Annotated in this window: 21 protein-coding genes and 3 pseudogenes; 13 read left to right on the top strand and 11 right to left on the bottom strand. The window is 61.6% G+C overall.

Annotated elements, in window-relative coordinates:
- Window positions 1-208: 208 nt before the first annotated feature.
- From AC0R79_RS20655 to AC0R79_RS20640, 4 genes and pseudogenes are all read right to left on the bottom strand, one after another.
- A pseudogene (locus AC0R79_RS20655) lies at window positions 209-379 on the bottom strand (F0F1 ATP synthase subunit alpha); the annotation flags it as partial.
- A 344-nt stretch (window positions 380-723) separates the two neighbouring features.
- Window positions 724-1,545, bottom strand: a complete 822-nt coding sequence (locus tag AC0R79_RS20650) for an alpha/beta fold hydrolase (protein ID WP_474731550.1) — start codon at window positions 1,543-1,545, stop codon at window positions 724-726.
- Between the two features lie 85 nt (window positions 1,546-1,630).
- Window positions 1,631-1,987 carry a 6-carboxytetrahydropterin synthase QueD gene (gene queD / locus AC0R79_RS20645; RefSeq protein WP_007955941.1) on the bottom strand — a complete coding sequence of 119 codons (357 nt, stop codon included), beginning with the start codon at window positions 1,985-1,987 and terminating at the stop codon, window positions 1,631-1,633.
- Between the two features lie 86 nt (window positions 1,988-2,073).
- On the bottom strand, window positions 2,074-3,153 hold the full coding sequence (locus tag AC0R79_RS20640; RefSeq protein ID WP_474731547.1) for a patatin-like phospholipase family protein: 1,080 nt from the start codon (window positions 3,151-3,153) through the stop codon (window positions 2,074-2,076).
- 146 nt (window positions 3,154-3,299) lie between these two features.
- Between AC0R79_RS20640 and AC0R79_RS20635 the strand changes: the two genes are divergently transcribed.
- Genes AC0R79_RS20635 through AC0R79_RS20620 form a run of 4 tightly spaced genes read left to right on the top strand, consistent with a single transcriptional unit; the run spans window position 3,300 to window position 5,901 of the window.
- On the top strand, window positions 3,300-3,608 hold the full coding sequence (locus AC0R79_RS20635; protein ID WP_127798927.1) for a PepSY domain-containing protein: 309 nt from the start codon (window positions 3,300-3,302) through the stop codon (window positions 3,606-3,608).
- Entirely contained in the window at window positions 3,608-3,919 is a 312-nt protein-coding gene (locus AC0R79_RS20630; protein ID WP_262195123.1) for a PepSY domain-containing protein, read from the top strand. The genes AC0R79_RS20635 and AC0R79_RS20630 overlap by 1 nt, the downstream gene beginning before the upstream one ends.
- Before the next feature lie 3 nt (window positions 3,920-3,922).
- Window positions 3,923-4,591, top strand: coding sequence for a response regulator transcription factor (locus AC0R79_RS20625; RefSeq protein ID WP_011335105.1), 669 nt, complete (start codon window positions 3,923-3,925; stop codon window positions 4,589-4,591).
- A complete protein-coding gene (locus AC0R79_RS20620; RefSeq protein ID WP_375747521.1) occupies window positions 4,588-5,901 on the top strand; it encodes a sensor histidine kinase in 1,314 nt (437 codons plus the stop codon). Before AC0R79_RS20625 ends, AC0R79_RS20620 begins: the two co-directional genes overlap by 4 nt.
- A gap of 39 nt (window positions 5,902-5,940) precedes the next feature.
- Here AC0R79_RS20620 and AC0R79_RS20615 read toward each other — a convergent pair whose 3' ends face one another.
- Entirely contained in the window at window positions 5,941-6,696 is a 756-nt protein-coding gene (locus AC0R79_RS20615; protein ID WP_371807414.1) for a methyl-accepting chemotaxis protein, read from the bottom strand.
- Window positions 6,697-6,798: 102 nt separating this feature from the next.
- Window positions 6,799-6,945, bottom strand: a pseudogene (locus AC0R79_RS20610) (HAMP domain-containing protein); the annotation flags it as partial.
- A 1,458-nt stretch (window positions 6,946-8,403) separates the two neighbouring features.
- Between AC0R79_RS20610 and AC0R79_RS20605 the strand changes: the two are divergent.
- The 3 genes and pseudogenes from AC0R79_RS20605 to AC0R79_RS20595 all read left to right on the top strand — a co-directional run bounded on the left by AC0R79_RS20605 (window position 8,404) and on the right by AC0R79_RS20595 (window position 11,496).
- Window positions 8,404-9,723 carry a Na+/H+ antiporter family protein gene (locus AC0R79_RS20605; protein ID WP_007955962.1) on the top strand — a complete coding sequence of 440 codons (1,320 nt, stop codon included), beginning with the start codon at window positions 8,404-8,406 and terminating at the stop codon, window positions 9,721-9,723.
- A 90-nt stretch (window positions 9,724-9,813) separates the two neighbouring features.
- Window positions 9,814-10,590, top strand: a pseudogene (locus AC0R79_RS20600) (cache domain-containing protein); the annotation flags it as partial.
- An 84-nt stretch (window positions 10,591-10,674) separates the two neighbouring features.
- The gene (locus AC0R79_RS20595; RefSeq protein ID WP_371855536.1) at window positions 10,675-11,496 is read left to right on the top strand and encodes a methyl-accepting chemotaxis protein; all 822 of its coding nucleotides are present in this window, start codon (window positions 10,675-10,677) and stop codon (window positions 11,494-11,496) included.
- 21 nt (window positions 11,497-11,517) lie between these two features.
- Here AC0R79_RS20595 and AC0R79_RS20590 read toward each other — a convergent pair whose 3' ends face one another.
- Window positions 11,518-12,453 (bottom strand): LysR family transcriptional regulator, encoded by a 936-nt coding sequence (locus AC0R79_RS20590; RefSeq protein WP_474731543.1) that lies wholly within the window; start codon window positions 12,451-12,453, stop codon window positions 11,518-11,520.
- A 111-nt stretch (window positions 12,454-12,564) separates the two neighbouring features.
- Here AC0R79_RS20590 and AC0R79_RS20585 point away from each other — a divergent pair, with 111 nt between their 5' ends.
- From AC0R79_RS20585 to AC0R79_RS20575, 3 genes are all read left to right on the top strand, one after another.
- Window positions 12,565-13,053, top strand: coding sequence for a DMT family transporter (locus tag AC0R79_RS20585; protein ID WP_474731541.1), 489 nt, complete (start codon window positions 12,565-12,567; stop codon window positions 13,051-13,053).
- Window positions 13,054-13,056: 3 nt separating this feature from the next.
- A complete protein-coding gene (locus AC0R79_RS20580; protein ID WP_474731539.1) occupies window positions 13,057-13,512 on the top strand; it encodes a DMT family transporter in 456 nt (151 codons plus the stop codon).
- A gap of 431 nt (window positions 13,513-13,943) precedes the next feature.
- A complete protein-coding gene (locus tag AC0R79_RS20575) occupies window positions 13,944-14,111 on the top strand; it encodes a metallothionein (RefSeq protein ID WP_074689145.1) in 168 nt (55 codons plus the stop codon).
- Window positions 14,112-14,135: 24 nt separating this feature from the next.
- Here AC0R79_RS20575 and AC0R79_RS20570 read toward each other — a convergent pair whose 3' ends face one another.
- Both AC0R79_RS20570 and AC0R79_RS20565 read right to left on the bottom strand, forming a co-directional pair.
- Window positions 14,136-14,408, bottom strand: coding sequence for a hypothetical protein (locus tag AC0R79_RS20570; RefSeq protein ID WP_258712053.1), 273 nt, complete (start codon window positions 14,406-14,408; stop codon window positions 14,136-14,138).
- Between the two features lie 38 nt (window positions 14,409-14,446).
- Window positions 14,447-14,674: a DUF6555 family protein gene (locus AC0R79_RS20565; protein ID WP_011335095.1), complete on the bottom strand. Its 228-nt coding sequence runs from the start codon at window positions 14,672-14,674 to the stop codon at window positions 14,447-14,449.
- 137 nt (window positions 14,675-14,811) lie between these two features.
- On the opposite strand from AC0R79_RS20565, the gene AC0R79_RS20560 reads away from it, so the two are divergent.
- The 3 genes from AC0R79_RS20560 to AC0R79_RS20550 all read left to right on the top strand — a co-directional run bounded on the left by AC0R79_RS20560 (window position 14,812) and on the right by AC0R79_RS20550 (window position 16,851).
- Window positions 14,812-15,600 (top strand): AraC family transcriptional regulator, encoded by a 789-nt coding sequence (locus AC0R79_RS20560; RefSeq protein WP_474731536.1) that lies wholly within the window; start codon window positions 14,812-14,814, stop codon window positions 15,598-15,600.
- A gap of 89 nt (window positions 15,601-15,689) precedes the next feature.
- On the top strand, window positions 15,690-15,863 hold the full coding sequence (locus tag AC0R79_RS20555) for a DUF1427 family protein (RefSeq protein ID WP_007958996.1): 174 nt from the start codon (window positions 15,690-15,692) through the stop codon (window positions 15,861-15,863).
- Window positions 15,864-15,894: 31 nt separating this feature from the next.
- Window positions 15,895-16,851, top strand: coding sequence for a quinone oxidoreductase family protein (locus tag AC0R79_RS20550; protein ID WP_127798911.1), 957 nt, complete (start codon window positions 15,895-15,897; stop codon window positions 16,849-16,851).
- A gap of 71 nt (window positions 16,852-16,922) precedes the next feature.
- On the opposite strand, the gene AC0R79_RS20545 is transcribed toward AC0R79_RS20550, so the two are convergent.
- A complete protein-coding gene (locus AC0R79_RS20545; RefSeq protein ID WP_474731533.1) occupies window positions 16,923-17,945 on the bottom strand; it encodes a purine-nucleoside phosphorylase in 1,023 nt (340 codons plus the stop codon).
- Between the two features lie 14 nt (window positions 17,946-17,959).
- Window positions 17,960-18,919 carry a nucleoside-specific channel-forming protein Tsx gene (locus tag AC0R79_RS20540; RefSeq protein WP_375747515.1) on the bottom strand — a complete coding sequence of 320 codons (960 nt, stop codon included), beginning with the start codon at window positions 18,917-18,919 and terminating at the stop codon, window positions 17,960-17,962.
- Window positions 18,920-19,217 lie beyond the last annotated feature (298 nt).

Below are 19,217 nucleotides of genomic sequence, written 5' to 3'. Positions count from 1 at the left end.
TTTTATAGATCGGGTGCGGTCGCATAGGGATACGGTAGCGCAACAGTTCTAGCTTGTGGGGATCGCGTATGAGGAGGCACAGCAGCAGGGCGTCGGATACCGGGTGTCATTTTGACACCCGATAGGTTGTCCGTTGATAACGTCAAATTGGCGGGATGGTGACTTTGGCGGGGCCTTTTTGATTGGGGGCTGATTCCTCAGTCTGCTTTCTGGATACGGCGATTCCAACGTTGATTGCGGGACGAATGCCGCTATTGAACAGGGGTGTCTCTAGAAAAATCTGTTCATCTGTAATTGAAATTACGTTGGTAGGTATGTAGGCAGAAACATCTCCTGCCTTGGTTTCTATTACAGGCAAAGTCGAGAGGCTGCCATTTCTTTTGAGAGTTTCAATCAGAGATTTTTTGCACTTAAAAGTGAACCCTACGGCATATTGATTTTCCGTATCTTCCGATGCCGGGTCGTTAGAATTTGTGTCATTTGTATTCATTGTTGCGTTCCTCAGGGATCAGGTGAGCGAGCCGCTCAGGATTGATCTTGCTTGGAGGCACATGTTTCAACACCTGTCAGGTTTGACAGTTCTTTAGACAATTTCGAAGTAGATGGATTAGCGATTAGATAGAAACACCGTGCGTGCACGTCGTTTTTTTTCAAAGATCAAACAGTTAATCAGCTTGTAACTCCAGCGTTATTCAGCGCTTGGTTCACCGTCAAGCGATTGCCTCAGGCAGCAGGAATGAATCGCAGCAGCGCGGCAACGATGGCTTCAGGCGCATCTTCCTGCACCAGATGCCCGGCATTCGGAACCGGATGAAACTGCGATCCGGGAATCATCTTGTGCAACTCGCGTCCGCGTTCGATGGGAATCCACTGATCCTCTTCACCCCAGAGAATCTGCACCGGGCAGCGGATCGTCGGGTACAGCGGCTGCGCCTCCAGCGTGTAGCGCTGATCCATCTGAGCGATCTGCCGGTAGAACGCCGCTTGCCCCGAATCGCCCAGCCACGGCTGCACGTAGGGCGCCAGTTCATCATCGGGAATATTCCGATGGATCGCCCCACGAATATAGGTCGGAACGATGGCGCGCTGGATGTAATCGGGCAGGCCGCTGAACGCCGCTTCATGCTGGCGCACGTGCTGCACGAACGGCGAACCCCAGGGCGTCAGCGCCACCGGGTCGATCAGGGTCAGGCTGCGGTAATCCTTGCCGTTGAGCAGATGCGCGCGCAGCACGGTGGCGCCGCCGAAGTCGTGGGCGACCACGTCCGGGCGTTGCAGATTCCAGTGATCGAGCAACTGCGCGAGCAATTCGTTCTGCACGCCGAGGGAGACATCGGCGTCCGGTTGCTCGGATCGTCCGTAGCCCAGCAGGTCGAAGTAATGCACCCGATGCGTGGCGAAAAAGTGCGGCGCGATGCGGTGCCACACATAGGAAGAGAAGGGCGTGCCGTGCACGAACACCAGCGGCGGGCCGTCGCCGCGCACCCCGTGGCGAATCTGTCGCCCGTTGAAATCAAAGACCTGATCCAGCAGCCAGTCCGTCATGGGCCTGTCCTCTTGGCGGGTTCGAGCCAAAAAGCATAGGCGTAAAAAAACCACCGGTCTCGGTGGTTTTTTTGTGTCGCGGGAATTACTCGCCGCGATAGATGCAACCGCTGGTGCAGGTCTCGTGGATGCGGATCGCACTGAGTTCCGGCAGCAGGGGCTTCAATTCATTCCAGATGAATTTGGCCAGCACTTCGCTGGTCGGGTTCTCGAGGCCCGGAATATCGTTGAGGTAGTTGTGGTCCAGACGCTCGTACAGCGGCTTGAAAATCGCCTTGATCTCGGAGAAATCACGGATCCAGCCAGTGTGCGGGTCGAGGTCGCCGCTCAGGTGAATCGCCACTTTGAACGAGTGACCGTGCAGGCGTCCGCACTTGTGGCCGTCCGGTACGTGGGGCAGGCGGTGGGCGGATTCGAACGTAAATTCCTTGAAGATTTCCACAGTGATTTCAGCTCTGTTCAGATGGCGTTCGCCGCAGCGAATTCGGGCAGGCGGCGAGTTTACCAGCTTGTCTTCGGCTGTGCTGACTAAAGGGTCAGCAAGCGCTCGGCGAGGCGACCATTGGCAGTCAGTTCAAGGAATTCGTCGCCCAGCCGGCGGCTCTCGTCCATCGCCGCGCGCCAGTATTTCTGCCGGCTCGGCGCATCGCCCATGAAGCGCTTGAAGTCGTTACGGTCGGGGAGTTTGCCGTAGGGCAGGCGCGCCAGGTATTCCTTCGACGGCGCGAGCAACAGCACGTCCTGCAAGCGCTCGACCGAAGCTTTGCGCCACGGCAGGGTCTTGTCGAACCAGCCCGGAATCACCCGGTCGGTGAAGTGCGGATAGAGCACGATGCCGTCGCCGCTGTAGGGCAGGTCGAGGTGATAGTCGAGCAGACCGCCGTCGCGGAACGTGCCGGCACCGGCGCCCGGCAGATCGCGCACGCCTTCCATGACCATCGGGATCGATCCCGAGGCCAGCAGCGCCTGACGCAGGTTGCCGGCGTCGAGGGCGACGAAACGCGACGGGAAGTCATTCAGCGCATGCACCGGCGGCGCCAAGCGCGGGTCGTGGATGATCAGCCGTTCGAAGTGCCGCGACAGCCGCGCGCGGCCCCGCAGGTTATCGGCGATCACCGAACCCAGCGCCAGCCCGAGCCGGCCGCGATGGTCGTCCGCCAGCCCGCCGTGGCTTTTGACCACCATGATGTTCAGGCGGTAATGGGCGTTGTCGAGGAGCAAGGCATCGCGGCCGTCGAGCAGGTCATCGAGCATGCGTTGCGAGCTGCGGCTGACGTCGCCGATGGTCACGCCTTTGTTGAAGTTCTGCTCGGTGTACAGCTGACCGAGGCGGCGGATGCCTTCGGCGGCGTCCGGCAAACAGGCGCTGGCGAAGCGCCAGGAACCCACCGACGCACCGATCAGCGAACGCTCGCGCGGCGCCGCCGGCAGCCACTCGCCGAACAATGCCAGATCCAGCCCCTGAATCCCCAGCGCCTTCGGCCCACCGGCAGCGCCGGGCAGGGTGCCGACGTCGGCGGCGTTCAGGCCTTGGGCACGAATGCGCGCCATGGCTCGGGGGCCGGCCTTGAGGGTCAGGGAAGGGAACTTGATGTGAATGGCGGTCATACCGGTCTCGATCGTTAGCAAGCGAAAGATTATAAGCACATGTTGCTGTGGCTGCAGGAGCAGACCCCATGATGGCAATTCAGTTTCAGTTAAGTTCGCACCGTTAAGGTGCCGCCCGTAGCGACACATAAAAATACGGAGACACCATGAAAACCCTGACTGCCCTGACCATTGCCTCCATCATCGGCCTCACCGCCGGCACCGTCCACGCCCGCGATCTCGGCCCGGATGAAGCCCTGCGCCTGCGCGACGCTGGTACTATCGTCTCCTTCGAGAAGCTCAACGCCACCGCGTTGGCCAAACACCCGGGTTCGACGATCACCGACACCGAGCTGGAAGAGCAGTACGGCAAGTACATCTACCAGATCGAACTGCGTGATCCGCAGGGGCTGGAATGGGACCTGGAACTGGACGCGGTGAGCGGGCAAGTGCTCAAGGATCATCAGGATACGTAATGAAGGTTAATGTTCGCGCCACCCGCCGTACGGCATTGGCGCTGGTGATGTTTTGCTCGACGGCCATGGCCCGCGACCTGGGTCCGGACGAAGCCCTCAATCTGCGCAAGCAGGGCGTGATCCTGCCGCTGGAGCAAGTGCTGCAGCAGGCGATGGACCGTTATCCCGGCGCGAAACTGCTGGAAGTCGAGCTGGAAGAAAAACACGACGTCTACATTTATGAAGTCGAGTTGCTGACCGTCGAAGGCGTGGCCCGCGAGCTGCACCTGAGGGCCGATACCGGCGAACTCGTGAAAGACAAGGAAGATTGACCGATGCGCTTGCTTCTGGTGGAAGACCACGTACCGCTGGCCGACGAATTGCTCGCCGGCCTGCAACGTCAGGGCTACGCGGTGGACTGGCTGGCGGACGGGCGCGATGCGGTCTATCAGGGCAGCAGCGAACCCTATGACCTGATCGTCCTCGACCTCGGACTGCCCGGCGTGCCGGGGCTTGAGGTGCTGGCGCAGTGGCGCGCCGGCGGTCTGACGATTCCGGTGCTGATCCTCACCGCTCGCGATTCCTGGGCCGAGCGCATCGAAGGCCTCAAGGCCGGTGCCGACGATTACCTGACCAAACCCTTCCATCCGGAAGAGCTGTATTTGCGCATCCAGTCGCTGCTGCGCCGCTCCAAGGGCCAGGCCAACCAGCCGACGCTCAAGGCTGCCGGTCTGCACCTGGACGAGGGCCGCCAGTGTGTCGTGCGCGACGGTGCCGACATCCAGCTGACCGCTGCCGAATTCCGTCTGCTGCGCTACTTCATGCTGCACCCGGAACAGATCCTCTCCAAAAGCCACCTCGCCGAACACCTCTACGACGGTGAGACCGAGCGCGATTCCAACGTGCTTGAAGTCCACGTCAATCACCTGCGGCGCAAGCTCGGCAAAAGCGTGATCGAAACCCGTCGCGGCCAAGGTTATCTGTTTGGCGGACAGGCTTCGTGAGATCGATCCAGCGCCGCTTGAGCCTGGGGTTGATCAGCGTGCTGGTGGTCGTCGGCGTGCTGCTGGCGCAAACCAGTCTGTGGCTGTTCGAAGTGGGATTGCAGCGCTATCTCGAAGCCGGGTTGCGTAACGACAGCGAGAGCCTGTTGGTGGCGCTGGTTCGCGGCCCGCAAGGCTTGCAGCTGGATGAACGGCACTTGTCGCCGGCCTACCAGCGACCGTTTTCCGGGCATTACTTCCGCATCGATTTCGCCGACAGCCATTGGCGCTCCCGCTCGTTGTGGGATCAGGATCTGCCGCTGCTCGAACGCTCCGGCCTGCACAGCAACCTGCAGCTGGGGCCGGACGGTCAGCAGTTGCTGGTGCTGCGTTCGGACTATCGACGGCTCGGCCAGTCGATTTCCATCAGCGTCGCACAGGATTACACTCCGGTGCGCGAGAGCTTCCAGCGCATGCGCCAGATCGGCCTCGGCCTCGGGCTGGCGGGGTTGCTGCTGATTCTGTTGCTGCAACGCCTGACCGTGCGCCGCGCGTTGCGACCGCTGGAAAAAGCTCGCGAACAGATCGCCCAGTTGCAGCAGGGCCAGCGTTCACAACTCGATGAACAAGTGCCGGCGGAGCTGGAACCGCTGGTGGCGCAGATCAACCATTTGCTGGCGCACACCGAAGACAGCCTCAAGCGCTCGCGCAATGCCCTGGGCAATCTCGGGCATGCGCTGAAAACTCCGTTGGCGGTGCTGTTGAGTCTGGCGTTGAGTGAGCGGCTCGACGCGCACCCGGAGCTGCGCAAGATTCTCAAGGAACAACTGGAACAGGTTCAGCAACGACTGAACCGCGAGCTCAACCGCGCGCGGCTCTCTGGCGATGCGTTGCCGGGAGCGTTGTTCGATTGCGACGCAGAGCTGCCGGGGTTGCTGTCGACGCTGAACATGATTCACGGCGAGCATCTGGAATTGAGTTACGTGGCCCCGCCGGGCCTGCAATTGCCGTGGGATCGTGAGGATCTGCTGGAACTGCTCGGCAACCTGCTGGACAACGCTTGCAAGTGGGCGGATGCCGAGGTGCGGCTGAGTGTGGTCGAGACGGCTGAAGGCTTTGTGCTGAGCGTGGAAGATGACGGACCGGGGATTCCCGAGGCGCAGCGGGCTCAGGTGTTCAGCCGGGGGACGCGGCTGGATGAGCAGACCCATGGGCATGGGTTGGGGCTGGGGATTGTGCGGGATATTGTCGAGACGTGGGGCGGGGTATTGGTGTTGGGCGAAAGTGAGTGGGGTGGGTTGAAGGTGGAGATTCAATTGCCTCGGCGGTGAGCCCGCCCCCACAAGGTTTGTGGTGAGCGGGCTTGAGCGTCAGACGCGGAACTGATCCATCAAACTCTGCTGCTGATTCGCCAGGCTATTGAGCGACTGACTCACCCGCGCCGATTCATTCGCCTGCCCCGACAGCGACTCCGTCACATCACGAATCGTCGCCACGTTGTTGTTGATCTCTTCAGCCACCGCGCTCTGCTCTTCGGCGGCGCTGGCGATCTGCAGGTTCATGTCGCTGATCACCGTCACCGCATCGCCGATCTGGCGTAGGGCGGTAACCGCTTGACCAACCTGTTCAACGCTACCCTGAGCCTGACGATGGCTGTTGCCCATCGAGCCGACCACGTCCTGGGTGCCGTTCTGCAGTTGCTCGATCACCTGGCGGGTTTCTTCCACCGACTCCTGGGTGCGGCGGGCAAGGTTGCGGACTTCGTCGGCGACCACCGCAAAACCGCGTCCGGCTTCACCGGCGCGGGCGGCTTCGATGGCGGCGTTGAGAGCCAGCAGGTTGGTCTGTTCGGCGATGGCGCGGATGGTTTCCAGCACGGTGCCGATCTTCTCGCTGTTGGCGGCCAGGCCTTCGACTTGCACCATCGCTGCGCTCATGTCGGCGGCGAGGGTGTCGATGCTGGCGGTGGTGCGGTCGATCACGGTCAGGCCCTGACGGGTGGCGCGGTCGGCATCCTTGGCCGCTTCGGCAGCCTGCGCGGCGCTGCGGGCCACGTCCTGGGCGGTGGCGCTCATTTCGTGGGACGCGGTGGCGACCTGATCGACCTGACGGTATTGCTGCTCCATGCCGGCGCTGGTCTGGGTGGCAATCGCGGAAGACTGGTCGGCAGTGTTGCGCGCGTCCTGCACCGAGCGTTTCACCTCGGCGATGATCGGTTGCAGCTTGTCGAGGAAGCGGTTGAACCAGCCGGCCAGTTGACCGAGCTCGTCCTTCTTGTCGTAGGCCAGACGGCGGGTCAGGTCGCCTTCACCGCTGGCGATGTCTTCGAGCATGTGCGCGACGCCGAGGATCGGTTTGGTCACGCTGCGGGCCATCAGCCACACCAGCAACAGGCCGATCAGCGCGGCGAGCACGCCCAGGCTCAGCTCGATCAGGGTGCCTGAGGTGTTGCTGGCATCCAGTTGCTGCTTGAGCGCTTCGGCGCGGCTTACCAGCACTTTCTCCGGCACATCGAGCAACACGCCCCACGACGGGCCGCCGGGAATCGGCTGGAACGGCGACAGCACTTTCAGTTGCGCGTTGCTGTGCAGGCTGCTGACGGTGTGGCTCGAAGCGAGCAGGCGCAGCAGTTCGGCGCCGCTGGTGGTGTCCACGGCATCCAGACGCTGGCTGAGTTTGTTGGCGTCCGGGCTGTAACCGGCGAGCAGGCCGGCGGGGCTGATGATGCTCACGGCGGTCTGGCCGTCATAGAGCTTTTTGCTCGCGCTCTGGCTGATCGCTTGCAGGCTGTTGAGGTTGATGTCCACCGACAGCGAGGCGATGACTTTGCCGTTGACCATCAGCGGGAACACGATGCTGGTCATCAGCACCTTTTGCCCGTCGATCACATAGAAGTAGGGTTCGATCACGCACGGCTTGAGCGTGGTGCGCGGGCAAGTGAACCAGGCGTTGGCGGCCTGGCCGCTGGGGCCGGTGCTGGTGTCGGCCATGTCGCTTTCCGGCAGCGCCATCGAGGTCACTTTGCCCGGGGTCGGCTGCGACCAGTACAGGGCAAAGCGGCCCTTATCGTTGCTACCCAGTTCCGCCTGGCCGGCAAACAGTTCGTCCTTGCCGTCCAGCGCGTTGGCTTCGAACACCAGTGACAGGCCGAGCAGATCCGGGTTGGCCTGCAGCGCCGATTTCACCTGACGGGTCATGTCCTCGCGCAGGTCGAAGGCATCGAGAAAGCGCTTCTCGGCCTGTTCACGCAGGAACAGCACCTGACGCGAGAAACCGTGGCCATATTGATAGGCGTCCATGAACTGCTGACGAATGCCCGCTGCCTGGACTTCGCCCTGAGATTCGATGCGAGCCTGGGCCGATTCGGTGAGCATTTCCATGCTCGAAGCTTTCACCAGTTCGGAACTGTGCTCCATGCGATACAGCGAAAGACCCACCAACAGGGTCACGATACCGGCCAGGCAGAGCCCGGCGAGCAGGGTGATTTTCCATTGGATGGAAAGTTGTCTGAGCGACATGGAGGACGTCCTTATTCGATAAATATCTGAGACTTTGCACTGTAACGGCCGCGTTTCGACTTTCTTTATGGCGTAAATGCAATATGGCGAATTGACGCATGTTGTGGCTGATATGCCCTGTTCAGCGCTTTGATCATGCAAAGTTACACAGTGGCGCGACCACTCGCTTTGACACTGCGCCCGCTCTGCGGCACAGTGCGCGCCCTTCTAATAAGACCCTCTATGCAAATCCGCTGGCGACCCTCGTGGCTTGCCGGCCGGACTCATCCTGTCTGGCGGTGAATGGCTTTACCGTCGTGTTTTTGAGGTAGTGAAATGAATGCAGTGATTGCTGCGGTCGGCGTCATGCTGATCCTCAGCCTGTCCCGGGTGCATGTGGTGATCGCGTTGATCGTCGGTGCGCTGGTCGGTGGCCTGACCGGTGGTCTGGGCATCGACGCCACGCTCAAGGCTTTCAATAGTGGCCTGGGTGGCGGGGCGACAGTGGCGTTGTCCTATGCGTTGCTCGGCGCTTTCGCCGTGGCGATTGCCAAGTCCGGCCTGGCCCATGCGCTGGCCGACAAGGCTCTGGCGATGGTCGACCGCCAGCATGCGACCGGTGGCGGCAGCGTCAAATGGATGCTGATCGGCTTGCTGTGGGTGGTGGCGATCGCGTCGCAGAACATCCTGCCGATCCACATCGCGTTCATTCCGCTGCTGGTGCCGCCGCTTTTATATGTACTGACCAAGCTGCAACTGGACCGCCGGCTGATCGCCTGCGTCATGACCTTCGGCCTGATCACGCCGTACATGGTGTTTCCGGTCGGTTTCGGCAACATCTTCCTCAACCAGATCCTGCTGGCCAACGTCAGCAAGGCCGGCGTTGACATCAGCCAGATCAACGTCATGCACGCCATGGCCATTCCGGCGGCGGGCATGGTCTTTGGTCTGTTGCTGGCGGTGTTCTTCAGCTACCGCAAGAAGCGGGTCTACGATCTGGAAAAGATCGAGCAGGTGGAGCAGGTCAGCGTCGCCTACAACCCGATGACGATCGGCATCGCCGGTCTGGCCATCGCGGCGGCGTTCATCATTCAGTTGCTGCTGGATTCGATGATTATCGGCGCGCTGGCCGGGTTCCTGATCTTCTCGGCGTCGGGCATCGTCAAATGGCGTGAGACCGACGACCTGTTCACCGAAGGCATGAAGATGATGGCGATGATCGGCTTCATCATGATCTCCGCCTCGGGTTTTGCCGAAGTGCTCAAGGCCACCGGTGAAGTACGTTCGCTGGTGGAAAGCGCGGCGGCGTGGATCGATCACAGCCAGGCGATTGGCGCGCTGCTGATGTTGCTGGTGGGGTTGATGGTGACCATCGGCATCGGTTCGTCGTTCTCCACGGTGCCGATTCTGGCGGCGATTTTTGTACCGCTGTGCGTGCAACTGGGCTTCAGCCCGATGGCGATCGTCTGCATCGTCGGCACGGCCGGGGCGCTGGGTGACACCGGTTCGCCGGCCTCGGATTCGACCCTCGGCCCGACCTCCGGCCTCAACGTCGACGGCCAGCATCACCACATCTGGGACACCGTGGTCCCGACTTTCCTGCACTACAACCTGCCGTTGCTGGCGTTTGGCTGGGTGGCCGCGATGGTGTTGTAACGCCGCCCCTGCGGGGACTCACTCAACTTTTGTTCCGGTGTGCCGTTAAAGCCTTTATCCACGCCAATAAAACCAAAAGAGTGAGCCCCCATGCGCCTGAGTCTCAAGGCTAAAGTCCTGTCCCTTGCCGTCCTTCCGGTGCTGCTCTTTGCGCTGGTGATCAGCCTGACCACGCTGTTCATCCTCCAGGAACAGGCGCGCAATGAAGTCCAGCAGACCCGCGAACGCCTGCTCGGTGACGCCAAAGCCACGCTGGCCAGTTACGTCGCCGTGGCCATGACCACCATCAAACCGTTGTACGACGCTGCCGCCCCCGGTGACGCCGACGCGCGAGCGCAGGTGATCAAACTGCTGTCGAGCATCAAGTACGGCAAGGACGGCTACTTCTTCGGCTACGACTCCGAGACCGTGCGCCTGTTCAAGGCCAACGACCCCGAAGGCGTGGGCAAAAGCTTCAAGGACAACCGCGACCCGAACGGCGTCTACGTCAACCGCGACCTGGTGAAAGTCGCGAAGGACGGCACTCACTACCTGCAATACAGCTCGCCGCTGCCGGGCAACGCGCAAGTGCTGGTGCCGAAACTCGGTTACACCGAATACCTGGCGAAGTGGGACATGGCAGTCGGTACGTCGGTCAACCTCGACGGCATCGAAGCGCAAGTGGCGGTGGTCGAGGGCAAGGTGCAGGAGCGCATGCAGGGCGTGGTGCTGAGCATCGTCGGCGTGGCGGTGGTGGTGCTGCTGGTGATCGCGGCGGCGGGGATGCTGCTGGCCAACACCATCCTGCGACCGCTGACCCTGATGAAAGCCAATCTCGATGACATCGCGGCGGGCGAGGGCGACCTGACGCGGCGCCTGACCATCACCAGCCAGGACGAACTCGGCGAACTGGCCGGCTCGTTCAACCGTTTCGTCGACAAGATCCACGGCCTGGTGCGGCAGATCACCGAGATGACCTCGCAACTGACCGGGCTGGTGACGCAAGTGTCGGATCAGGCCCAGCGCTCCGATCAGGCCATGGAACGTCAGCGTCACGAAACCGATCAGGTCGCCACGGCGATCAACGAAATGTCCGCCGCTGCCCAGGAAGTCGCCAAGAGCGCGCAGAACGCCGCCGTCGCCGCACAGCAGACCGACGAAGAAGGCCAGACCGCCAAACGCGTGGTGGCCGGCAGCATCAAGCAGATTCATGCGCTGGTGGACGACATCCGCAGCAGCGGCGTGTCCCTCGACAGCCTGCAGCAGGACGTGTCGTCGATTGTCGGCGTGCTCGGGGTCATCCGCTCGATCGCCGAACAGACCAACCTGCTGGCACTCAACGCCGCGATCGAAGCGGCTCGAGCCGGCGAGGCCGGGCGCGGGTTTGCGGTGGTGGCGGACGAGGTGCGGGCGCTGGCGTCGCGCACGCAGATCAGCACGCAGGAAATTCAGGGGATGATCGATCGCTTGCAGGCGGGGACGCAGTCGGCGGTTGAAGCAATGCGTCGTTCCAGCGAGGCGGGTGACGGCACGTCGGCCCAGGCCAATCAGGCGGGTGCGTCGCTGGATGCGATGGCGGATCTGATTGCGACCATCAACTCGATGAACGCGCAGATTGCCAGTGCTGCCGAGGAGCAGACGGCGGTGGCCGAAGAGATCAACCGCAGCGTGCATCAGATTGCGGTGGCGGTGGATAACGTGGCGGATGAGACCCAGTTGGGGGCGCAGACTTCGCGCAGTCTTGCGGACTTGGGGCAGCGGTTGGGCAAACTGGTTGGGCAGTTCCGTATCTGAGGGCGTTGTCGGGACAGACCGTCAGGGTCTGTCCCAATACGGCACCTCGCCAAAACACTCCATAAAGAAATCAATCACCGTCCGCACCTTCACCGACAACCGCCGGCTCCCCGGCCACAGCACCGAAATCTGCTGCGGCTCGACACTGTTCGACACCTGATAATCCCCCAACACCGGCACCAGCGTGCCCTCGCGCACCGCCTCGCCGATCAGCCATGACGGAAACATCACCAGCCCCAGCCCCTGCACAGCGGCCTGGGTCAGGGTGTCCGCGTGGTTGCCGGTGATCGGGCCCTTGACTGCATACGGCGTCCACTCGCCCTGATCCTGACGGAAGAACCAGCGCTGCTGGCCGGTCGCGCCCTTGTAGGCCAGGCACTGGTGATGGGCGAGGTTTTCGGGATGTTGTGGCGTGCCGAAACGCTTGAGATACGCGGGACTTGCCGCGACCTGAAATCGGTGTGGCGCGAGGATCCGTGCCTGCATGCTTGAGTCGTGCAACGGGCCGATGCGGAACAGCAGGTCGGCGCCCTCCTGCAGCGGATCGATGTAGTGGTCGGTCTGCTGGATGTCCAGTTGCAGCTTCGGATAGCGCTCGCACAAACGGCCGAGCCATGGCGTCAGATGGCGCTGGCCGAACACCACCGGGGCGTTGATCCGCACCAGGCCGGTCGGCTCGCTTTGCTGTTCCTGCAACGCCTGTTCGGCTTCTTCCAGTTGCACCAGCACCAGCCGCGCGTGGTGGCCGAGCATGCGCCCGGCTTCGGTGGGCGTGACCGCGCGGGTGTGGCGGTAGAGCAATTGCTGGTTCAGCGCCTGCTCCATCAACTGGATCTGCCGGGAAATCGAGGAGGGCGCCACGCCCTCGCGGCGGGCGACTTCGGAAAAACTGCCGTGGTCGAGCACGGCCACAAACAGCCTTAGCGCCTTGAATCCCAGTTCGTTGAGCCCGTGCATCGTCCGTCCTGCTGTGCGAGTTTCGCAAAAGTGTTGTCCGGATGCTCCCATTTATCGCACAGCTGCGCCAGCCGATAATCCGCGCCATCGTTTCCTTCAGAGGTTTTTCAGATGCAGTCGTTTGATGAAGTGAGTGCCGCGCCGGCTCCGGTCGCCCGGCCGGGTTTGCGTTTGTTGCTGTTGCCGCTGGTGATTCTGGCCGGCATGGGTTTGTCGGTGGAGGCGGGGTTGCTGGGGCCGTTGGGTGAGCAAGTCGGGCATTTGTGGGCGACCTTGAGCATCTTCGGGGTGGGCTCGGCGATTCTGTTTTTGTTGTTGCTGTTTGCGGGGCCGCAGAAGGGGCCGGCGCTGACGGATCTGCCGCGCTGGCAGTTGATCGGCGGGTTTCTGGGGCCGATGTATGTGGTGGTGTTGACGCTGGCGACGCCGCATATCGGGATTGCGATGACGATGATTGCGATTTTGTCGGGGCAGGTTGGCAAGAGTGTGTTGATTGACCATTTCGGGTGGTTTGGTGTTACGCGCAAGAAGGTCAATGCTGAGCGGTGGCTGGCGTTGGGGTTGATTGTGGCGGCTTTGGTTTTGATTGCGCGGGGGTGAGTGATGAGTCTGGTTATTTTGTTGGCGGTGGTGGTGTTGGCGGGTGCGGTGTTGAGTGTGCAGGCGGCGATCAATGGGCGGTTGGGGGAGACCGTTGGGGTGTTGCGCAGCAGTTTGTTGACGTTTGTGGTCGGCGCTGTGAGCACGGGGCTGCTGATCCTTTTTTTCGAACCCGCCCATGTGGTCAGCCTGCTGGACGTGCCTAAGTGGCAGCTCAGTGGCGCGTTGTTTGGCGTGGTTTACATGATGGTCATGGTTGGTGCGGTACCGCGCGTCGGTACGGCCGTGGCTACGGTGGCGGTGATTGTCGGGCAGCTTGGAATGGGGATGTTGATTGATAATTTTGGGTGGTTGGGGAATCCCGCTATTGAGTTGTCTTCCAGTCGGGTTTTGGCGATGGGGTGTTTGGGGTTGGCGTTGGTGTTTATGTATCGCAGTAGTGTTCGGGGTTCTGATTGATTGAGTGAATATCCGTTTTTTCGGGTGCTGCGGCTTATGGTTCCGCCCTTACGGCGGGTCACTTTGGCAAACGCCCCAAAGTAACCAAAGGTCTTTTGCCCTGACGTACGGCCCTCGCTGTGGCTCGGGTTCCTTCGCTCCGGGATTGATCCGGGGGCATCGCCTACGGTTTGCTTCGCTGCACCTCCTCTCGATGCATGCGGCTGCGCCGCACGGTCGCTGCGCTCCCACCCCCGGATCAATCCCTCCACTCAGCCTGCCGACGGGCCTTGCGATCAAAAGCTTTACTCGAGCTAACGCTCATTGTGGTGAGTGGTGGGGGGATGGTTGAAGGGTGAGTGGTTTGGTTGTTGGGGTGTTTTCACCTTCTACACTGGTAGCACGGCTTGTTCTTTCGGCCTCAGGCAACCATCACCAGAGGAGTCTGTTCCATGGCAGATAGAAAATGCGATTGTCCGGGATGTCGTTGCACGATCAAGGAGGGTGAGCATTCTTATGTGGCGCACGGGAAGCATTATTGCTGTGAGGCCTGTGCGCACCACCATAAGAGTGGTGAGGAGTGTTCTGGCAAGGGGTGTCAGTGTGCGCATCCCAAGTAATCTCGGGTATTGAAAAGGTGGAGCCTAATCAGGCTCCACTTCCAGTTTCAGGCTGTCGTCGTCCAGGCGTTCGGTGTGGCGGACGTTGCCTTGCAGGCGGCGGCCTTCGACGTTGACGACGATGGTCTTGGCCTGTTCAAGGTCTTCCGGCAAGGGGGCCGGGACGCGCAGGGCGAAGCGGTAGGGGTCGTTTTCGACGGGTTCCAGGCCAACCGGGCAGTCGACGCTTTTGGTGATGCGGCCGAACAGGGTGTCCAGGCCGTAGTCCAGGTGCGCCGGGCTGTTGATGGTTGTCATGTTGTTCCCCCCGAAATAGTCCCCACCTGCGCGCAAGCTTAGCTCGCCGGTCGCCATGTGACGTTTTCCACGCCGAATTTTTCTGCCATCGGCTTGCTGGTCTTTTGCACTTTCTCCCGGCCGAAACGCGGGATGCGGCCGACCCCTGCGTCGCAGCTTGCCCAGTGCCACGCCTCGGTGTTGTCCATTTTGTCCGAGCGGATAATGAACGACTTTGGCGCGCCGTGAAGGGTGTAATCGATGACGTACAGTTTTGCGTTGTTCATAAAGCCCATCTTCCTCCCTGTGGTAATAGAAGGATCGCTGCGCTGCGGGAAAATTCACTCGGATTGTCCGACGGTATCTATCAATGGCGAGGTCCCGGTCGGACTGGTTACCATGGCGCTTTCGCCAACCCCGATGAATGTTCGCCATGGCCCTCGCTGCGCCCCCTGATCTGAGTGATACCGATGTGCCGGTGCAGCCGCTGGCGCGGACGTATCCGCGCGGGTTGTTCATCGAGCCGCATGAGCATTTTTGGGGGCAGTTGCTGTATGCGATGAGCGGGGTGATGTGGGTCGAGACCCCGCACGAGGCGCTGGTGGTGCCGCCGCAGCGGGCGGTGTGGTTGCCGCCGGGGGTGCCGCACGGGATTCGGGTGGTGTCGGATTTGCAGATGCGCAATATCTACCTGCGCCCGGCGCTGGCGGCGACGCTGGATCAGACGGTGCAGGTGATCGAGGTCGGTGGTCTGCTGCGTGAGTTGATCGTCGGGCTGGTGGCCCAGGGCGACAGCGGGGATGCCGAGTATTACGAGGCGCTGGTCGGGCTGGCGCTGCTGGAGCTGAAACGTGCAAGGCGTTCGCAGCTGAAGATCCCGTTGCCGGACGATGCCGACCGGCGGTTGATGAGTCTGTGTCAGGCAGTGATGGCCGCGCCGTCGCTGGATATTCCTTTTGAACAACACGCGGAAAACGCCGGGGCCAGCGTGCGCACCCTGGCGCGGTTGTTCAAGGAGGGGCTGGGCATGGGCTTTGCCGAGTGGCGGCGGCAGGTGCAGTTGGCGACGGCAGTGGCGGAGTTGATCCAGGGCGTGCCGGTCAGCGCGATTGCCCGGGAGCTGGGTTATTCGCCGAGCAGTTTCAGCGACATGTTTCGCCGGGAACTGGGTGTTGCCCCTTCGCAGTTCGATGGCGGGCCGCTCGCCGGCTGATTTGGCCGAAATTCAGAAGTCCTTGGCCGATGCCGGTCGCTGCCTTTCCCTAGACTTTGTCCATTCCCTTTGTGTGGCGGAGTGATCCCATGAATTACCTGATTTCACTGGGCGTCGGTCTGGGTGTCGGCCTGCTGTATGGCGCGCTGGATGTCCGTTCTCCGGCGCCGCCGACCATCGCGCTGGTGGGCCTGTTGGGCATGCTGGCGGGCGAGCAGTTGTGGCCGATGGGCCGGCAACTGGTCAGTGGCTGGCTGTCCTGAATCCTGTCTTTTTCCTTCGGTGGAGATTTCCATGAAAGCACTGCAATTCGATAAAACCGGCGACCTGTCGTCCCTGCGCTTCGTCGAGGTGCCGACGCCGGTGCCGGGCGCTGACGAGGTGCTGGTGCAGATCAAGGCCGCGGGCCTCAATCCCAGCGACGTGAAGAACGTGCTCGGTCGTTTCCCGTACACCACGCTGCCGCGTATTCCCGGTCGGGACTTTGCCGGTGTGGTGGTCGAAGGTCCGCAGGCTTTGATCGGTCAGGAAGTCTGGGGCACCGGGCGTGAGCTGGGCTTTTTCGCCGATGGCTCCCATGCGCAGTTCGTCAAATTGCCGGCCAATGGCGTGGCGCACAAACCTTCGCATCTGAGTTTCACCCAGGCCGCCAGCCTCGGCGTGCCTTACACCACGGCGTGGGATGCGCTCGAGCGCAGTCTGGTGAGTGCCGAAACCCGTTTGCTGGTGATTGGTGGCGGGGCAGTGGCGACGGCGGCGCTGGCGCTGGCCAAGGTGCGCGGCGCGCAGTTGCTGGCGGCGGCGCGGCGGCCGGAGCAGGTCAGGGATTTGCAGGCGCAGGGTTATCAGACGATTCAGCTGGATAAACCCGAGGATCTGGGTGCGCAGGTCACCGCGGTGTATCGCGGCGGTGCCGACGTGATCTTCGACACCACCGGTTTCTGGCTACCGGCCTCGGTCGCGGCATTGGCAACTTTCGGGCGGATCGCGATCATCGCTGCCCCGGTGGACGGGCATGTGCAGTTACCGGCGCTGGCGCTGTATCGCAAGGGTGGTTCGGTGGTGGGCATCAACTCGTTGCTGTATGGCGTTGAAGCCTGTGCGGCGATGCTCGAGCAGTTCGGCCGGTTCTTCGACGAAGACCTGCTGCCGCTGCCGCAAGGGCTGGTGGAAGCGCCGCTGGCCGAAGGGCTGGCGCGCTATGCCGATGTCAATCAGGGCAGCGGTGACAAGGTCATTCTTATCCCCTGACCGCCGCTGTTCTGCATGTCATCACAAAGCCCTGCGGGAGCGAGTTTCGCACCCACAGGGCTTTGTGGGTCTCAGGATTGCGGGACGCCGTTCTCCCACGCCGACCAGTTTTTCAGGATGTCCTGCACCAACGGATTGCCCGCGCGGTAGAGGTTTTCCAGTGCCGGCACAAATCCGCCCTGATCGGCGTACTTGAGCAGGTTGTCCACTTCGCTGCCGCCCGGCGCCGGACGGTCGAAATCGGAGCCGGCGCGCACCACGGCGAGGCGCTGCACGTCCACCAGACCCTCGCGACTTGCGCGCAGCAAGGCTTCGTAGGTGGAGTTGTCTTCCTGTTGGGTGGTGCAGTATTCGCCCTGGTTGTCGGTCAACAATTTGGTCCAGACCTCGGCGCGTTCGCTCAGGCGTGTGCCGGAGAACCAGGTGTTGCCCGCCAGCGTGTCGCAACGGGTGACCACCGGCGGTTGATTGGCCGGTGCTGCCGGGTATTTCAGGCGCCACGCGGCCGATTCCTTGCTTTCGCTCAGTTCGACCTTGTGGCTCAAGGCGAAGGCTTTGGCTTGTAGCTTCGGGTTGAGTTCGAAGACTTCGGTCTTGTAGTCCAGCGGCGGTTTTTCGTTCGGGCCTTGAGTGTTGATGCCGAGGTAACCGGTCGGCCAGCTCGATGGCGCATCGCGTGAATCCAGCTCCCACTGGGTGCCGAACTCGACCAGATAATGCGCCCAGGCGGCCGTGCCGATGGTCCCGTGCTTGGGGCTGATGCCGGCAATCCCGGCAATCAGGAAGTAGCTTTTGCGCAGGTCGAATTTCGGCGACAGCGCCAGTGCCAGTGTCGAAGCCGCGGCGTTGGTCTGGCCCATGCCGGTGGTCATCAGGCAGACCTGCTGTGTGTTGCAGCGGATGGTCGGGTATTCGGCCGACAGGCCCGGCACGCGGACTTCCTGTTTGAGTTCGAGGCGATCGATCCAGTGCTGTGCCTCCGGAGCGAACATGGTGATCAGCACGACTTTCGGCTGAATCGGTGCCTCGGCCGCCCATGCGGTGGAAGAGAGCAGGGCGGCAGCGGCCAGTGATACACGCTTCATTGCTTTCATGATTGCTCCTGGATTCAGAACTGATAACCGACGCCGGCGTAGTAACCCCAGCCATTGGAACGTGCCCGGAAATTACCGTCGCCAAAATTCAACTCACTGCCGTCCTCCCAGTTGCCGCCGTTGTGGAAATAACGGCCGACCAGGGTGAAGCGCAAGTGGGTGAACGAGTACAGCAACACGTTGGTCGCCACCGTGGCATTGGCGGTGCGCGCCGGGTTGTCCTTGTGGATGTCCGAGCCGAAATCGAAGTTGGTGAAGCCGATGTAGGTCAGCGAGGCGCCGTTGCTGAATTTGTCGATCGGCACGATGTACTTGAGTTGCGCGCGGTAGCCGTCCCACGAGTATTCGTTGCTGGCGCCGTAGTTTTCCCACTGATAGCGTCCGTACAGGTTGGCCGACAGATTGACCCGCGAATGGGTGTCGATGTCGGTGCCGAAACCGCTGTACAGCGTGTTGGCGCGGTTCTCTTTACGGCTGCCGTGATCGTAGATCCAGTCGAACGCCACGTACCATTCCTTGAACGGCCCGATGGCCAGGCTGCGGCCGGCGAGGTAGTCGATGGAGATGCGCGGCTCGTGCTCCATGAACACCGGCGAGCCGTGATCCCACACGCCTTTGTCATGGCTGTTGCCGATGTTGAAGATCTTCGGGATGTCGATGTAGCCGTACAGCTCGAACGGGCCCTTGCGCCCGAAGTACTCGTATTCCAGGTAGATGTCGTCGGCCGGTTGCGGGCCGAAGCTGATGTCCTTGCTGCCGATCAGCATCAGGTCCTGGTTGTACCAGTCCGACAGGTACGCGCCTTTTTTCGGCGGGCTGGCTTCGGGGCTGAGGGCTTCACCCTGAGCGGATTCATCGGGCAAGACCGGTTGCGCCAGCGCGGTGTGACTGAGAACTCCGGTAACGCCGGCCAGTAGCAGGGAAACAGCAAAAGTGCGCACACCGCGACGACGGTGGCAGGAGGAAACGTGCATTCAAAGTCCTTTTTGCGGATCACGGCCCGGAATCATGGGGCCTGTACGGTTTTGTAACGAAAACGCAGTCAACAGTGACTCGCAAACGTTTGCACAAGCCGTACCAGTTTCTCAAGTAACTGAAAAATCGATTGATTCGCGGGTTTATCTGGCGGCTCGGTCAACTCTCCTCAAAAGGCCCCGAAAAAGCCCTCAACGCCTTGCTCAGAACGGCCGGAAGTATCGACGCAGGGCCTTATCGCACAAAAGTATTAACACTATTTAACCGGTGCCCCATCGCAGGGCATCAACTAGCGTG

This window comes from Pseudomonas sp. HD57-3 (assembly GCF_056113135.1).
The sequence above is the reverse complement of the archived record's forward strand: the minus strand, read 5'-3'. Positions and strand labels throughout refer to the sequence as shown.

Bases quoted from the DNA above. Each gene is read 5' to 3' on its own strand.
- AC0R79_RS20650 (WP_474731550.1), bottom strand. From the start codon at position 1,545: ATGACGGACTGGCTGCTGGATCAGGTCTTTGATTTCAACGGGCGACAG.
- AC0R79_RS20640 (WP_474731547.1), bottom strand. From the start codon at position 3,153: ATGACCGCCATTCACATCAAGTTCCCTTCCCTGACCCTCAAGGCCGGC.
- AC0R79_RS20635 (WP_127798927.1), top strand. From the start codon at position 3,300: ATGAAAACCCTGACTGCCCTGACCATTGCCTCCATCATCGGCCTCACC.
- AC0R79_RS20630 (WP_262195123.1), top strand. From the start codon at position 3,608: ATGAAGGTTAATGTTCGCGCCACCCGCCGTACGGCATTGGCGCTGGTG.
- AC0R79_RS20625 (WP_011335105.1), top strand. From the start codon at position 3,923: ATGCGCTTGCTTCTGGTGGAAGACCACGTACCGCTGGCCGACGAATTG.
- AC0R79_RS20615 (WP_371807414.1), bottom strand. From the start codon at position 6,696: ATGGAGCAGCAATACCGTCAGGTCGATCAGGTCGCCACCGCGTCCCAC.
- AC0R79_RS20605 (WP_007955962.1), top strand. From the start codon at position 8,404: ATGAATGCAGTGATTGCTGCGGTCGGCGTCATGCTGATCCTCAGCCTG.
- AC0R79_RS20595 (WP_371855536.1), top strand. From the start codon at position 10,675: ATGACCTCGCAACTGACCGGGCTGGTGACGCAAGTGTCGGATCAGGCC.
- AC0R79_RS20590 (WP_474731543.1), bottom strand. From the start codon at position 12,453: ATGCACGGGCTCAACGAACTGGGATTCAAGGCGCTAAGGCTGTTTGTG.
- AC0R79_RS20585 (WP_474731541.1), top strand. From the start codon at position 12,565: ATGCAGTCGTTTGATGAAGTGAGTGCCGCGCCGGCTCCGGTCGCCCGG.
- AC0R79_RS20580 (WP_474731539.1), top strand. From the start codon at position 13,057: ATGAGTCTGGTTATTTTGTTGGCGGTGGTGGTGTTGGCGGGTGCGGTG.
- AC0R79_RS20575 (WP_074689145.1), top strand. From the start codon at position 13,944: ATGGCAGATAGAAAATGCGATTGTCCGGGATGTCGTTGCACGATCAAG.
- AC0R79_RS20570 (WP_258712053.1), bottom strand. From the start codon at position 14,408: ATGACAACCATCAACAGCCCGGCGCACCTGGACTACGGCCTGGACACC.
- AC0R79_RS20565 (WP_011335095.1), bottom strand. From the start codon at position 14,674: ATGAACAACGCAAAACTGTACGTCATCGATTACACCCTTCACGGCGCG.
- AC0R79_RS20560 (WP_474731536.1), top strand. From the start codon at position 14,812: ATGTTCGCCATGGCCCTCGCTGCGCCCCCTGATCTGAGTGATACCGAT.
- AC0R79_RS20555 (WP_007958996.1), top strand. From the start codon at position 15,690: ATGAATTACCTGATTTCACTGGGCGTCGGTCTGGGTGTCGGCCTGCTG.
- AC0R79_RS20550 (WP_127798911.1), top strand. From the start codon at position 15,895: ATGAAAGCACTGCAATTCGATAAAACCGGCGACCTGTCGTCCCTGCGC.
- AC0R79_RS20545 (WP_474731533.1), bottom strand. From the start codon at position 17,945: ATGAAAGCAATGAAGCGTGTATCACTGGCCGCTGCCGCCCTGCTCTCT.
- AC0R79_RS20540 (WP_375747515.1), bottom strand. From the start codon at position 18,919: ATGCACGTTTCCTCCTGCCACCGTCGTCGCGGTGTGCGCACTTTTGCT.